This is a genomic window from Pseudomonas sp. MF08817 (genome assembly GCF_059862705.1).
Genome location: NZ_JCBCUY010000006.1, coordinates 68,154 through 82,702 on the forward strand (window position 1 = coordinate 68,154; position 14,549 = coordinate 82,702).

General features: G+C 62.3%; 12 protein-coding genes and 1 other RNA gene. 4 read left to right on the forward strand and 9 right to left on the reverse strand.

The features are described 5' to 3' along the window. Nucleotides 1-77 precede the first annotated feature (77 nt). Both fnrA and AC19YR_RS05495 read left to right on the forward strand, forming a co-directional pair. Entirely contained in the window at nt 78-812 is a 735-nt protein-coding gene (gene fnrA / locus AC19YR_RS05490; RefSeq protein WP_095107606.1) for a Crp/Fnr family transcriptional regulator FnrA, read from the forward strand. Between the two features lie 75 nt (nt 813-887). After that, nucleotides 888-1,436, forward strand: a complete 549-nt coding sequence (locus AC19YR_RS05495) for an adenine phosphoribosyltransferase (protein WP_500597484.1) — start codon at nt 888-890, stop codon at nt 1,434-1,436. Between the two features lie 35 nt (nt 1,437-1,471). Here the strand turns inward: AC19YR_RS05495 and recR are convergent, their stop codons facing one another. From recR to dnaX, 4 genes are all read right to left on the reverse strand, one after another. Next, on the reverse strand, nt 1,472-2,074 hold the full coding sequence (gene recR / locus AC19YR_RS05500) for a recombination mediator RecR (RefSeq protein WP_095107604.1): 603 nt from the start codon (nt 2,072-2,074) through the stop codon (nt 1,472-1,474). 77 nt (nt 2,075-2,151) lie between these two features. Beyond that, a complete protein-coding gene (gene curA / locus AC19YR_RS05505; RefSeq protein WP_095107603.1) occupies nt 2,152-3,186 on the reverse strand; it encodes an NADPH-dependent curcumin/dihydrocurcumin reductase in 1,035 nt (344 codons plus the stop codon). A 148-nt stretch (nt 3,187-3,334) separates the two neighbouring features. Next, nucleotides 3,335-3,673 (reverse strand): YbaB/EbfC family nucleoid-associated protein, encoded by a 339-nt coding sequence (locus AC19YR_RS05510; RefSeq protein ID WP_020300389.1) that lies wholly within the window; start codon nt 3,671-3,673, stop codon nt 3,335-3,337. 64 nt (nt 3,674-3,737) lie between these two features. Beyond that, nucleotides 3,738-5,804, reverse strand: coding sequence for a DNA polymerase III subunit gamma/tau (gene dnaX, locus AC19YR_RS05515; protein ID WP_095107602.1), 2,067 nt, complete (start codon nt 5,802-5,804; stop codon nt 3,738-3,740). A gap of 145 nt (nt 5,805-5,949) precedes the next feature. On the opposite strand from dnaX, the gene AC19YR_RS05520 reads away from it, so the two are divergent. Beyond that, the gene (locus tag AC19YR_RS05520) at nt 5,950-6,717 is read left to right on the forward strand and encodes a substrate-binding periplasmic protein (protein WP_500597487.1); all 768 of its coding nucleotides are present in this window, start codon (nt 5,950-5,952) and stop codon (nt 6,715-6,717) included. Here the strand turns inward: AC19YR_RS05520 and AC19YR_RS05525 are convergent. Next, nucleotides 6,714-8,414 carry a putative bifunctional diguanylate cyclase/phosphodiesterase gene (locus AC19YR_RS05525; RefSeq protein ID WP_500597488.1) on the reverse strand — a complete coding sequence of 567 codons (1,701 nt, stop codon included), beginning with the start codon at nt 8,412-8,414 and terminating at the stop codon, nt 6,714-6,716. The two genes, AC19YR_RS05520 and AC19YR_RS05525, sit on opposite strands and share 4 nt — an antisense overlap. 613 nt (nt 8,415-9,027) lie before the next feature. Here AC19YR_RS05525 and AC19YR_RS05530 point away from each other — a divergent pair. Next, a complete protein-coding gene (locus AC19YR_RS05530; protein WP_095107599.1) occupies nt 9,028-9,342 on the forward strand; it encodes a helix-turn-helix domain-containing protein in 315 nt (104 codons plus the stop codon). A gap of 216 nt (nt 9,343-9,558) precedes the next feature. Here AC19YR_RS05530 and ffs read toward each other — a convergent pair. From ffs to zipA, 4 genes are all read right to left on the reverse strand, one after another. Beyond that, nucleotides 9,559-9,655, reverse strand: an RNA gene (gene ffs, locus AC19YR_RS05535) — signal recognition particle sRNA small type. A 126-nt stretch (nt 9,656-9,781) separates the two neighbouring features. Continuing rightward, nucleotides 9,782-10,948, reverse strand: a complete 1,167-nt coding sequence (locus AC19YR_RS05540) for a zinc-binding metallopeptidase family protein (RefSeq protein WP_500597490.1) — start codon at nt 10,946-10,948, stop codon at nt 9,782-9,784. Nucleotides 10,949-11,011: 63 nt separating this feature from the next. Continuing rightward, nucleotides 11,012-13,369, reverse strand: coding sequence for an NAD-dependent DNA ligase LigA (gene ligA, locus AC19YR_RS05545; protein ID WP_095107597.1), 2,358 nt, complete (start codon nt 13,367-13,369; stop codon nt 11,012-11,014). 84 nt (nt 13,370-13,453) lie between these two features. Continuing rightward, the gene (zipA, locus tag AC19YR_RS05550; protein WP_095107596.1) at nt 13,454-14,308 is read right to left on the reverse strand and encodes a cell division protein ZipA; all 855 of its coding nucleotides are present in this window, start codon (nt 14,306-14,308) and stop codon (nt 13,454-13,456) included. Between the last annotated feature and the right edge of the window lie 241 nt (nt 14,309-14,549).

The window sequence follows — 14,549 nt, forward strand, 5'->3', positions numbered from 1 at the left end:
CGCGATAGGCTGGCTTCAATGTCCTCCCGTGAGTTACCCTTGCGACTTATGTGTGATTTCCCACAAGGATTTAAGAAATGTCCGAGCCAGTTAAACTGCGCGCTCACAACCAGGCTCATTGCAAGGATTGCAGCCTGGCTCCTCTCTGCCTGCCACTTTCGCTGAATCTGGAAGACATGGATGCGCTGGACGAAATCGTTAAACGCGGCCGCCCACTGAAAAAGGGCGAATTTCTATTTCGCCAGGGCGACGCCTTCGATTCCGTCTTTGCAGTACGCTCAGGCGCCTTGAAGACCTTCAGCCTCAGCGACAGCGGCGAAGAACAGATCACCGGGTTCCACCTGCCCAGCGAACTGGTCGGCTTGTCGGGCATGGACACCGAAAAGCATCCGGTGTCGGCCCAGGCCTTGGAAACCACGTCGGTATGTGAAATCCCCTTTGAGCGCCTCGACGAACTGGCCCTGCAACTGCCCCAGTTGCGCCGCCAACTGATGCGCGTGATGAGCCGCGAGATCCGCGACGACCAGCAAATGATGCTGTTACTGTCGAAAAAGACCGCCGACGAGCGCATCGCCACCTTCCTCGTCAACCTGTCGGCGCGTTTCCGTGCGCGTGGGTTCTCGGCCAATCAGTTCCGCCTGAGCATGTCGCGCAACGAAATCGGCAACTACCTGGGCCTGGCGGTGGAAACCGTGTCGCGGGTGTTTACCCGTTTCCAGCAAAACGAACTGCTGGCGGCCGAAGGCAAGGAAGTACACATCCTCGACCCGATCCAACTCTGCGCCCTGGCGGGCGGTTCGGTCGAAGGCTAACCCCTGCCCGGCCGCGCCATCAGGCGTGGCCGCGGTTATACTGCCGCGTTTGTAGCCCTGCCTGGACTCCCGACGATGCCCTTCGACAGTTTCGACATCAAATCCCTAATCCGCCCCGTGGTGGACTTCCCCAAGCCGGGCGTGATTTTTCGCGACATCACCCCGCTGTTCCAGTCGCCCAAGGCCCTGCGCCTGGTGGCCGACAGCTTCGCCCACCGCTACGTTGAGGCCGATTTCAGCCATATCGGTGCGATGGATGCCCGCGGGTTTCTGATCGGCGCGATCATCGCCTACCAGTTGAACAAACCCCTGGTGCTATTTCGCAAGCAGGGCAAGTTGCCGGCCGACGTTCTGGCCGAGGGCTACCAGACCGAATACGGCGAAGCCTTCCTGGAAGTGCATGCCGACAGCCTGTGCGAGGGGGACTCGGTGCTGATGTTCGATGACCTGATCGCCACCGGCGGCACCCTGATCGCCGCCGCCAACCTGGTGCGGCGCATGGGCGCGCGGATTTTTGAAGCCGCCGCCATCATCGACCTGCCGGAACTGGGCGGTTCCCAACGCCTGCAAGACATGGGCATCCCGACGTTCTGCCTGACCCAGTTTGCGTTGACCGACAAGTAAGGGTTACGGCTACCTACCCGGGGCAATCCTGCCGCCTACAAAGCGATGGGTTTGCGCCCGGCAAACGAGTGGGCCAGCGTACCGCCATCCACCAACTCCAACTCGCCACCCAACGGTACCCCGTGGGCGATGCGCGAGGCGATCAGGCCTTTATTGTTGAGCAGTTGGGCGATGTAGTGCGCCGTCGCCTCCCCCTCTACTGTCGGGTTGGTGGCCAGGATCACTTCGCTAAAGCTCCCCTGCTCTTCGATGCGCGCCAGCAGTTGCGGAATGCCGATGGCTTCCGGGCCCAGCCCATCCAGCGGCGACAAGTGGCCCTTGAGCACAAAATAGCGGCCGCGATAACCGGTCTGCTCTACCGCGTACACGTCCATCGGCCCTTCCACCACGCACAACAGCGTGTCGTCGCGACGCGGGTCGGCGCATTGCGGGCAAAGGTCGTCCTCGGTCAGCGTGCGGCACAGGCGGCAGTGGCCCACCCCTTCCATGGCCTGGCTCAGGGCCTGGGCCAGGCGCGAGCCGCCGCTACGATCGCGCTCAAGCAGTTGCAGCGCCATACGCTGGGCGGTTTTCTGACCCACGCCAGGCAAAGTACGCAGGGCGTCGATCAGTTGGCGAATCAGGGGGCTGAAGCTCATGGGAAAAAGTCCGACAAAAACAACGAGACGCGGTTTATACCCGCGCCCCCGGCCAGCGTCAAATGCCGGCCCGCCCGTCAGCCCTGGGCCACCCGTACCACCAATTTGCCGAAGTTACGCCCCTCCAGCAGGCCGATGAACGCCTCGGGCGCATGCTCCAGGCCTTCGACCACGTCTTCGCGAAACTTCACCTTGCCCTCGCGTACCCAGGGCGCCATGGCACTGATGAATTCCGGCTGGCGATCGCCATAGTCGTCAAACACGATAAACCCCTGGATCCGCGCCCGCTTGGTCAGCAGAGTGCGCTGCAATAGCGGCAGGCGATCCGGCCCGGTGGGCGCCACGTGGGCGTTGTATTGGGCGATCAAGCCACACAGCGGAATCCGCGCCCGCGGGTTGAGCAGCGGCACCACTGCATCGAAGACCTTGCCTCCGACGTTCTCGAAGTAGATATCGACGCCCTTGAAACAGGCCTGGGCCAGTTGCTCGGCGAAATCCTCGCGCTTGTGGTCAATGCAGGCATCAAAGCCCAACTCCTCGACCACATAGCGGCACTTGTCCGCGCCGCCGGCCACACCCACCACGCGCAAACCCTTGATTTTCGCCACTTGGCCGACCACCGAGCCCACCGCGCCGGAGGCGGCCGCCACCACCAGGGTTTCACCAGCCTTGGGCTGACCGATATCCATAAGGCCCATGTAGGCCGTCATGCCGGGCATGCCCAACACACCCAGGGCCATGGAAGGGCTGGGCAGGCCCGAGGGCACCGGGATCAGGTTGCGCCCGTCTGAGATGCTATGGCTTTGCCACCCCGTGACGCCCACCACCAAGTCGCCCGCCTCGAAGCGCGGGTTGAGCGAACGCTCGACCCGGCTGACAGCGCCACCGGTCATCACCTCGTCGATTTCTACCGGCGCCGCGTAGGACGGAGCGTCGCTCATACGTCCGCGCATGTAGGGGTCCAGCGACAGGTACAGGGTCTTGAGCAGTACCTGGCCGTCGGCCAAGTCCGGCAACGCCACGCGCTCCAGGCGAAAGTTCTCGGGCACCGGCGCGCCGGTCGGGCGCGAGGCCAGGACTACGCGCTGATTGAGGGTCAAGGGCTGGGACATGAAATCGTCTCCTTTGGGTAAGGGATGGGACGGTACAGGTAGCAGACCGCTATTAGCGACCGACGGTTCGATGTTTCTGGTGCGCCAATAAAAATGCCAGGCACGAGGCCTGGCATTTTGTGTAGCTCATCGGATGCGCGGACGCGAATCAGAACGGCAATTTCATGCCCGGCGGCAATTGCATGCCCGCGGTCATGCCGGACATTTTGTCCTGGCTGTTGGCTTCGATCTTGCGCACTGCGTCGTTGACCGCGGCGGCGAACAGGTCTTCAAGCACTTCGCGGTCGTCTTCGCTGACGCCTTCAAGCAGCGTCGGGTCGATGCTGACGCGCTTGACGTCATGGCGGCCGGTCATCACCACGGTAACCATGTCGCCACCTGCCTTGCCGGTCACTTCGGCGTTGGCCAGTTCTTCCTGCATCTTGGCCATTTTTTCCTGCATCTGCTGCGCCTGCTTCATCAGGCCGGCCATGCCACCTTTCATCATGGGAATCACCTCAAAGTACTTGGATAAACACAGCACCCGGCCAGGGGGCCGGATGCCCTTCAGTTCATGAGCCCTGGCTCACCGGGGCGTCGACGGGCTCGATAGTATCCTGGCGGACCACCGCGCCAAACTGCTGGATCATCTGCTGGATGAGCGGATCGCCATGGATCGACTCCTGCGCCTCGCGCTGGCGCTCGCCGCGCCGGCGTGAGGCTGCCTGGGCTGGGGTTTCCTGCTCGGGCTTAATCAATTCAATGCTGATGGTCAGCGTGCGCTGGTGATACTGGTTCAGCGCATCGTTGAGGCGCCGTTGCTGGGTGGCGTTGAACAACGCACTGTGGGCCGGGTCCAGGTGCAGCAACCAGTGGTCGCCCTCCACCGCCATCAAGGTGCAGTTGGCGGCGATGCTGCCGGTCATGCCGGAAATCGGCAGTTTCGGGAACAGGTGCAACCACTCCAGCGCCAGGCCGGTGGCCGGCGCGGCGGCGGGCAACGGCTCGGGTTCGGCGGCCGGCTCGGCGGTGTGTTCGCTGGCCAACTCATCGAGGTAGCTGTAGGCCGAGTCCATGTCCGGCTCGATGTAGTCTTCGTCCAGCGGCGGCTCGTCGTCCAGGTCCGCGCCCGGCGTGGCGGCATCCACCTCGGCCACGGAAGGCTCGGGGATAGGCGCGGCGGCCCACTCGGGGGCGTCCGGCACCACGCTGTCGGGGGTCAGGGCCGGCATGGGGGTCAGGTCGGGTTGTTCGGCGACCGTTTCCAGCACCGGCTCGCTGGCGGGCTGTTGCTCGTCCTGGGGTGCAACCGGGTCGTTCCAGGGCAGGTCGACCACTTCCTCGGCCGGTGCAACCGCTGCGACCACAGGCTGCACCACAGGCGCAACCGACTCAGGCGCGGCGACAACTGCCGACGCAACCGGCGCAACCTCTACCGGAGTGGGGGCCACGACGGCAGCCACACGCGGTGTGGCTGCCACTGCGTTGGCGGAATCAACTGTGGCTTGGCTGATTCCCACTGGCTTTAGCGGCTGCCTCGGTGCGTCCTGGCTGTCCGCCGGGCGGAAGGCCAGCATGCGCAACAGGACCATTTCAAAGCCGCCGCGCGGGTCTGGCGCCAGGGGTAGGTCACGGCGCCCGATCAGGCCCATCTGGTAGTAAAACTGCACATCCTCGGCTGGCAAGGCCTGGGCCAAAGCCAACACACGGTCGCGGTCGCCATGGCCGTTATCAACGCCTTCGGGCAAGGCCTGGGCGATGGCCACGCGGTGCAGCACGTTGAGAATTTCCGAGAGCACGCCGTTCCAATCTGGGCCCTGCTCCGCGAGGTGGCGCACGGCTTCGAGCAAGCCCTTGGCATCGCCATCGAGCAGCGCATGGAGCACGTCATACACCTGGCCGTGATCGAGGGTGCCGAGCATCGCCCGCACGTCCGCCGCCATCACTTTGCCTTCACCGAAGGCGATGGCTTGGTCGGTCAGGCTCATGGCGTCGCGCATCGAGCCATCGGCGGCGCGGCCCAACAGCCATAGGGCGTCGTCCTCGAACGGCACGTTTTCCACCCCGAGCACATGGGTCAAGTGCTCGACCACGCGCTCGGGGGTCATATTTTTCAGCGAGAACTGTAGGCAACGGGACAAAATTGTTGCAGGAAGTTTCTGAGGGTCCGTGGTCGCAAGGATGAACTTGACGTAGGGCGGCGGCTCTTCAAGGGTTTTGAGCAGCGCGTTGAACGAGTGGCTGGAGAGCATGTGCACTTCGTCGATCAGGTAGACCTTGAAGCGCCCGCGGCTAGGGGCGTACTGCACGTTGTCCAGCAACTCGCGGGTGTCCTCGACCTTGGTGCGGCTGGCGGCGTCGATCTCGATCAGGTCAACGAACCGGCCCTCGTCGATCTCCCGGCACACCGAGCAGGTGCCACAGGGGGTGGAGGTGATGCCGGTTTCACAGTTCAAGCACTTGGCAATTATCCGCGCAATGGTAGTCTTGCCCACCCCGCGCGTGCCAGTGAACAGGTAGGCGTGGTGCAGCCGCTGGCTGTCCAAGGCATTAATCAGAGCCTTGAGCACATGGGTCTGGCCGACCATTTCGCGGAACGAGCGCGGGCGCCATTTACGTGCAAGAACCTGATAACTCATCGAAAACCGTCGCAACTGGGAAGCGGAAGCCGCCAATGCTAGCGGAGCAAGGGCGAAATTGCATCCGGCGTGCTCGCCTAATCTGGCTAAGCTGCTTTCGGGGCGGGGTTTAATCGGCCCTTAGCGTGCTCAACACGGAGTGTTTATGTATTGGATATGGGCCGCCCTGATGCTGCTAAGTAGCGACAGCATCGCCGCGCAAACGCCCCTGCGGTTCGCCATCAGCGACAGTTGGGCCATGCCGATGGTGCAGATCGACCAGGGCAAGCCGACCCAGGGCATCCTCCACGACATGATGGTGAGCCTGGCCACCCAGGTCGGGCACCCCGTCGAGTTCCACGTCATGGCCCGCGCCCGGGTACAAACCGCCATGGAGCACGGCGATATCGATGTGCGCTGTTATGCCGCGCAGTCGTGGCTGCCGAACCAGTCGGGGGATTACATCTGGAGTATCCCGCTACTCTTCCAGCGTGACTGGCTGGTCAGTACCAACGCCCACGCCACACCGGTGACCCTCGAAAGCCTGGCGCCGCAAAACATCGGGGCCGTGCTCAATTACACCTACCCCAGTTTGCAGCCGCTGTTCGACAGCGGCCACCTGTACCGCGACGACGCCCGCAGCCAGGAACAGGTCCTGGAAAAACTGCTGGCCGGGCGCTACCGCTACGCGGTAAGTAACCAGTGGAGCCTGGATTGGTTCAACCAGAAGCTCAGCGCCGAGCAGCGCCTGCAAGGTGTGGCCATCCTCCAGGAACAAAGCGTGGGTTGCTACGTGCGCAACGATCCGAAACTGCCGGTACAACGCATCCTGCGCACTTTGCTGAAGATGAAGATGTCGGGGGAAATCGACGCCATCATCCAGCTCTATACCGGCTCCGTGGAGCAGGACCCGGACGCCTTCGCCCAGCCCTAGGCCTCTTGCGCCAGCGCCTGCCACTGCGCCGGGGCCCGGAACCCCGCCACCCAGCTCGACACTTCTGCCGCCGGCATCGGCCTTGAAATGAAATAGCCCTGGGCCACTTCACAGCCCAACCCCAGTAACAATTGGCCGTGTTCCAGAGTTTCCAGGCCTTCGGCAACCACCTCGCGGCCAAACGCCCGCGCCAGGCCGATCACCGCTGTGGCCAGGGCCAGGTCGTCCTTGTCATTGAGGATGTCGCGCACGAAGGATTTGTCGATCTTGATGGTGTGAGTGCTTAGCCGCTTGAGGTAGCTCAGGGACGAGTGGCCGGTGCCGAAATCCCCCAGGGAGAAGCGCACACCCAGGGCCTGGCACTCTTCCAGGCAAGTGCTGACGTGTTGGATGTTCTCGATGGCTACGGATTCGACGATTTCCAGGTCCAGCAATTGCGGCGACACGCCCGGGTGACGCCCCAGGATGATCTTGAGGCGCTCAACGAAATCCGTGCGCTGGAAGTGCCGCGCCGCGATATTGATGGTGACCGGCCAGCGCTGCCCCACGCTTTGCCATTGCAGCAGCTGCTGCAAAACCTGCTCCATCACCCATTCGCCGATGTCGACGATCAGGTCGGTTTCGCGCACCAGCGGCAGGAAATCCCGGGAGGGCACCATGCCGTTTTGCGGGTGCCGCCAGCGCAGCAGCGCCTCGAAGCCCACCACCTCGCCCGCACGCATGTTGACCCGCGGCTGGAAATGCAAAAACAGCTCATCAGCCGCCAAAGCCTGGCGCACGCGCTCGACGGTCTGGTGGGTGACCTTGACCTCGCGATCGCGGGACACATCGAACAGATGAAAACGGTTGCGCCCACTCTGCTTGGCCACGTACATCGCCTGGTCCGCATGGCGCAGCAGGGTTTCGGCGTCTTCGTTGTCGCCCGGGAACAGGGTCACGCCAATACTGGCGAACACGTTGATGTCCTTGCCCTGTATCGAATACGGCGCCGACAGCGCCCCCAATACGCGGTGCAGGGCGGCGCGCAGCTCCACCAGGTCACGCACGTAACGCAGGATCAGGACGAACTCATCCCCTGCCAACCGCGCCACCACATCTTCGCCGCGGATGATGCCGCGCAGGCGCTTGGCCACTTCCACCAGCAGCAAATCGCCACTGGCGTGGCCGTAGCCATCGTTGACGGCCTTGAAGCCGTCCAGGTCGAGCATGCACACCGCCAGCGGAATATTCTCGACCCGGGAGAAATCCAGGGCCTGGTCGAGCAGGTCCGAGAGAAAGGCGCGGTTGGGCAACCCGGTCAGCACGTCATGGCCGACGCGCCACTGCAGGGAATGCAAGAGCTGGCGTTTTTCGCTGACATCGAAGCGGATCGAAACATAACGCTGCACCCGCCCGGTCACCTCATCGAGCAAGGGCACTACGGTGCTATCGACCCAATACAGGCTGCCGTCCTTGGCGCGGTTGCAGATTTCGCCTTTCCAGATATGGCCCAAGGCGATGGTGCGCCACATGGTGCAGAAGAACTCCGCCGGATGAAGGCCGGAGCTGAGCATGCGGTGGTCCTGCCCTAGCAGTTCCTGGCGGCTATAGCCGGAAATCAGGCAGAACTGATCGTTGACGTGCGTGATGCGCCCGGCAAGGTCGGTTTCGGAGAAGATGGCGGCTGCATCCACAGCCCTACGGTATCGCTCATCCATGAGTCAGGCCTGTTGTCGCTAGCGGTTTGACCGCTCGACCAGAGCTGGCGCCCGGAAGAGATGATAAGGAGTGCTGGGTAACGCCGTGTTCATACCCGGTGCGCCCGGCATGGCGACACGCCACTGCACGCCCGCGAAAGTTTGTTCAACAAGAATGACCGACAAACTTAAACGCACATTAAAGCTCCATAAACAGCATTCAATACACCCACCCCGGAATCGACACGGGGCGGGTTGATGGGCCTGTTACACGCAAGATAAAGCGGTTGTTCACCCCTGGGTCCAGGCGCCTAATGTTTTAGCGGGCATTTCCCGCACAGGAATGAAGTTCAACTAGGGTTAATGACGCAATCAGGCAAATCTGGAGCAAAACAGGTCGATGACAATTGGCCAATACCTTCACTCACTGCCAAGTGCCTGTTTTAAATGAATAACACGGCAACAATGATTCCTATTCGTCAAACCTGTTCTCTCAACGCAGTTCACCGATTGTCAGCCCGGAGTGCCGATTCTACGAAATACATCACATTTTGCAAAGCAAGGTGATGAATCATGGCGTTGTCTAATGCGAAGATTTATCGTTAAGTTCTTGATTCTAAATGGGAATTAAGCGATGCAAATTTCAAGTTTGGGTCCAGCCATCAGGCGTTACCGCAAGGTAGCGGGGCTTACTCAGGCTGAACTAGGTGAAAAAACCGGTTTTGATCCTAAAACCATCAGCCGCTTCGAAACCGGCACCTACACACCCAGCGTTGAAGCCCTGTTCTTGCTTGCCGATGTGCTGGGGGTAAAACTGAAAGCCTTTTTCGCGGATCTGGGCGATGAAGACGAACAGCGAGCCTACTTGTTCGGTGTCATACACAAAGCCACCCCGAAGGATCTGGGAAAGCTGATCGCAGCGGTAGACCAGGCCTTGTCCAAGCCTTAGTGCCCAGTAGAAAAAAACAAGGCGCGGTTATCGCCCCCGGTAACTGTGCCTTGAATATTTGCGCGCCACTTGTCGGGCGCGCAGGCGCACATTGCGGACACAGGCAAACCGCACTCGCAGTGAGCGAAATTCAGAAGAAGACAGAGAGGGGAATCAGGACTACCAGCAGCAGACGCTCAAGGCCGAGAAGCAAAAGGCTTGGCGTTAAGGTGGCGACCCCACCAGCCACACCCCGGCACACAATGTTCCCGCTGTGGCTGCTGCCTTCCGGCTCTGACCAGGTTCACGGGTAATCGTTGCGGGGGGACCGATGGGGTCACCATAACGACGCTCGCCAGCAGGCGAGCCGCGCCATTGTACCGATCTGACGAGAAGTTACAACCACCGCCTTCAGATAAAAAACCGAAGGCACTCAAGCACTTGTGCGATACGCCCGGCCCTACTGGCTTTGCACCACGGCCTCGGCCCGCCCGCCCGCCTGCGCAATCACCAAGTGCACGAAATGCAGTTTGGCAATCACCGCCGCCGGCAGCACAAAAGGGTAGAAATCCGGCTGCCCCATGCTGCGCGACAACTCGTTGAGCATGCCCGCCAATTCGATCCAGGCGTTGACGAACGCCAAAAACATCGGCCCGCCGGGATGCGTCGGGTCGTAGAGGGTTTCGAGGGGAAACGGTTGGTAGTCCAACTCCATTTCCCGGGCGCTCATGCCAAAGCCCAGAGCCGTATCGACCGCATCCATCATGTGCAGGTAGTGGGCCCAGGTTTCCGCCCAGTCCTCCCACGGGTGCATGGTTGCGTAGGCGCTGACGAACCCCTGCTGCCAGTGCGTCGGTGCACCTTGCTGGTAATGCCGCTCCAGGGCTTGGGCATAGCTGTCGCGCTCATCGCCGAATACGCGGCGGAACGGCCCCAGCCACTGGCTGCCCGCGATTAACCGATCCCAATAGTAATGGCCCACCTCATGGCGAAAATGCCCGAGCAAGGTGCGGTAGGGCTCGCCCATCTGCACCCGCACCCGTTCGCGGTGAGCGTCGTCGGCTTCCTTGATGTCCAGGGTAATCAGGCCGTCGGCATGGCCGGTGGTGGGGTTGCGCCCTTGCAGGTCGGTGCCGACGAAATCGAAGGCCAGGCCCGTCGCCTCGTCCTCGCGCTTGGCGATGACCGGCAAGCCCAGGTCGAGCAACTGCGCGACGAGGCGGCGCTTGGCGATTTCTACCTTGCGCCAGTGCTCGTGGTTTTCTACCAAGGAAAGATCGGGGATGGTGCGATTCAATCGGCAAGCCACGCACAAGCCCTGGCCCTCCCCGGCCGGCACCAGCCAATTGCAGGCCGCCGGCGTGTCGAGATTGGCGCAGCGCACAAAGGCGCCGGCCTGGGGGTCGGCGTCCAGCCACCAGGTTTCGGGCGAATCGGCCGGTTGCAGCGACGTCAGCCGCCCCGGCACGGGTTGATAGCCTAGGGCCGCGGAACAGGCCAGGCACTGGCTGTTGCGGAAAAACAGCGCCTGGCCGCAGCGGCACGCCCAAACCTTACTGTTGCGCGATGGCCCGCTCGCAAAGGGGGCGGCGATGCGCGAGCCGAGCTGCTCGAAGAAGCGGTACATGGCGATTTCCTCCAGTGGTCTGCACTAGATCAACGCCCCGCATGGATCGTTCCCACGGGCCGCTTACACCGCGATGTTGTGCTGCCCCAAGAAGGCAACGAACGCTGCTTCATCCAACACCTTGAGCCCCAGCTCATTGGCCTTGGCCAACTTCGAGCCCGCGCCCGGCCCGGCCACCACGCAATGGGTCTTGGCCGACACCGAGCCGGCGACCTTGGCCCCCAGGCTTTCCAGTTTGACCTTGGCCACGTCGCGGCTCATCAGCTCCAGCGAACCGGTCAGCACCCAGGTCTGCCCCGCCAGCGGCAAGCCTTCGACCTGTTTTTTCTCGCTCTCCCAGTGCATGCCGAACGCCTTGAGCTGAGCCTCGATGCTCAGGGCCAGGGCGACGTGGTGTGGCTCATCGAAAAACGCACGCACAGCCTTGGCCTGCTTCTCGGGCAGGGCCTGGCGCATGTCCAGCCAATCGGCGTCGATCACCCCTTGCAAGGTGCCGAACTTGTCGGCGAGCTTCTTCGCCCCACCCGGCCCCACCGAAGGAATGTTGAGCTTGTCGATCACGCCGTCGAGGGTGGCGCTGGCCGCGAACTCGGCCGCCAACTCACCCTGCTCCTGGATCTGCAAGCCGCGCTCCAACAGTTGCTCGATCACCGCGCGGTTGTGGGCATCCTCAAAAAAGCTGTGGATTTCGTGGGCCACTTCCAGGCCAACATCCGGCAAGTAGGTCAACACCTGCGGCAAGGCCTGTTGAACGCGCTCAAGGGAGGCCAGGGAGCGCGCCAGCACCTTGGCGGTCTCCTCGCCCACATCGGGGATGCCCAGGGCATAGATGAAGCGCGCGAGGCCCGGGCGCTTGCTGTCGGCGATCGCCGCCAGCAGGTTGTTGCTGGACAGCTCGGCAAAGCCTTCCAGGCCCACGATCTGCTCGAAACGTAGGATGTACAGGTCCGCAGGCGAACGGACCAAGCCTTCGTCCACCAACTGCTCGACGCTTTTCTCCCCCAGGCCTTCGATGTCCATGGCCCGGCGCGAGACGAAATGGATAATCGCCTGCTTGAGCTGCGCACCGCAGGCCAGCCGCCCGACGCAGCGATACACCGCGCCCTCGCTGAACGTTTCACGGCCCTTGCTGCGCTTAACCAGTTGTGTGCGTTCAACATGAGAGCCGCACACCGGGCAGCACTCGGGGATCTGCACCGGCCGGGCATCGGCCGGGCGGCGCTCGGTGACCACTTGCACCACTTGCGGGATCACATCGCCGGCGCGGCGGATAATCACCGTGTCACCGATCATCAGGCCCAAGCGTGCCACTTCGTCCATGTTGTGCAATGTCGCATTGGCCACCGTGACCCCGGCCACCTTCACCGGTTTCAAGCGCGCCACCGGCGTGACGGCGCCGGTGCGGCCGACCTGGAACTCCACGTCCAGCAGCTCGGTGAGCTCTTCCAGCGCCGGGAATTTATGGGCAATCGCCCAACGCGGCTCGCGCGCGCGAAAGCCCAGCTCACGCTGCGCCGCCAGGCTGTTGACCTTGAACACCACACCATCGATTTCGTAGGGCAGCGCATCGCGGCGCGCGCCGATGTCGCGGTAGTAATCCAGGCACTGTGCGATGCCGTTGGCCAGTTTCAACTCGTGGCTGATGGGCAAGCCCCAGGCCTTGAGCTGTTGCAGGTTGCCGATGTGGGTGTCGGCGAACTCTGCCGAGACCTGGCCCAAGCCATAGCAGCAGAACTCCAGCGGGCGGCTGGCAGTGATCTTCGAGTCCAATTGGCGCAGGCTGCCCGCCGCGGCGTTGCGCGGGTTGGCGAAGGTTTTGCCGCCGGCCTCAAGCTGCGTGGCGTTGAGGCGTTCGAAACCGGCCTTGGACATATAGACTTCGCCGCGCACTTCCAGCGTGGCCGGCCAGCCAGAACCCTTGAGCTTGAGCGGAATATTGCGCACGGTGCGCACGTTGACGCTGATGTCCTCACCCGTGGTGCCGTCGCCGCGGGTGGCGCCGCGCACCAGCACGCCGTCCTGGTACAGCAGGCTGACCGCCAGGCCATCGAGCTTGGGTTCGCAGCTGTACTGCACCTCGGCGCCCGCGCCAAACAGGTCGCCGGCCGGCAAGTCGAGGCCCTCGACCACCCGCCGATCGAACTCGCGCATGTCGGCTTCTTCAAAGGCATTGCCCAGGCTGAGCATCGGCATTTCATGGCGCACCTGGGTGAACGCCGACAGCGCTGTGCTGCCCACACGTTGAGTAGGCGAGTCGCTGGTGACCAAGTCCGGGTGGGCGGCTTCCAGGGCCTTGAGTTCGTGGAACAGGCGATCGTATTCGGCGTCCGGGATGCTCGGTTCGTCGAGGACGTGGTAGCGGTAGTTGTGCTCGTCCAGTTCGGCACGGAGTTCCAAGATGCGGGTTTGAGCGGCGGTCATGGGGGTTTTCTCAAAATGCAAAAGAGCAGCCGAGGCTGCTCTGTGTTTATTCAATGCGGCGCCAGCCAACCCGGCGCCGGCGACTCAACGCTTCTGGGTCAGGGCGCGGCGCTCGAATTCGACGATGCGCTGGCGATAGTGCTCGATGGTCTGGGCGGTCAACACGCTGCGCTGGTCGTCCTTGAGCTCACCATTGAGTTCCTGGGACAGCTTGCGGGCGGCGGCGACCATCACGTCGAACGCCTGTTTGGGGTGACGCGGGCCCGGCAGGCCAAGGAAGAAACTCACCGCTGGGGTGCTGAAGTGGTCGATATCGTCCAGGTCAAACACCCCTGGCTTGACCGCGTTGGCCATGGAGAACAGCACTTCGCCGTTGCCCGCCATGCTTTCGTGGCGGTGGAAAATGTCCATCTCGCCAAAGCGCAGGCCGCTTTCCAGGATGTTCTGCAACAGGGCCGGGCCCTTGAAACCGCCGCTGTCGCGGCAGATCACGCTGATGACCAGGACTTCTTCGGCCTGGGGCTGATCTTTTTCCGCGGCAGCCTTGGCCACCCGCGGCTCTTCGGAGAAATCGGTGTCGCGGGCACTGAAACCTGGGCCTTCTTCCAAGTCCAGGTTGAGGTTCAAGTCGCCCTGCTGTGGCTCGCCGCCACGCTTGCCACGTTTGCTGCCCGCTTCACGGGGCTCGCGGGCCGGCATGCTGACGGATGGCAAGTCATGCTCATCCAGTTGTGGTTCTTTATGGTTGTCCAGCACACGGGGCGGCCCCAGCAGCTCAGCGCCGCCGCTGTCGTCATCGGGCAAATTGGACAGGTTGCGGTCCAGGCGAAACTTGAGTTTGCCCTTGCCGCCACGCATGCGGCGCCAGCCATCGAAAAGAATACCGGCAATGACAACAATGCCGATGACGATCAGCCACTCGCGCAGACCGATTTCCATGTAATCCCGTGCCTCTATGAAAAATGCTGATGAATAAAGGGTTTAGCAAGCTGCAAACCCCTTTAAAACGTGGCGCCAACTCTATGTTCTGACAGGCGTTTTGCCCACGCATACGAAAAATTGACATTAAACTAGCACGACCAAAGAGAACTTTACACCGTCTGTCAATGTTGACACGCAAATTGTGTCATTTAGCCATCTTCGTGCTGGACGGTAAAAGCCCTTACAGCAGCAGTAGATT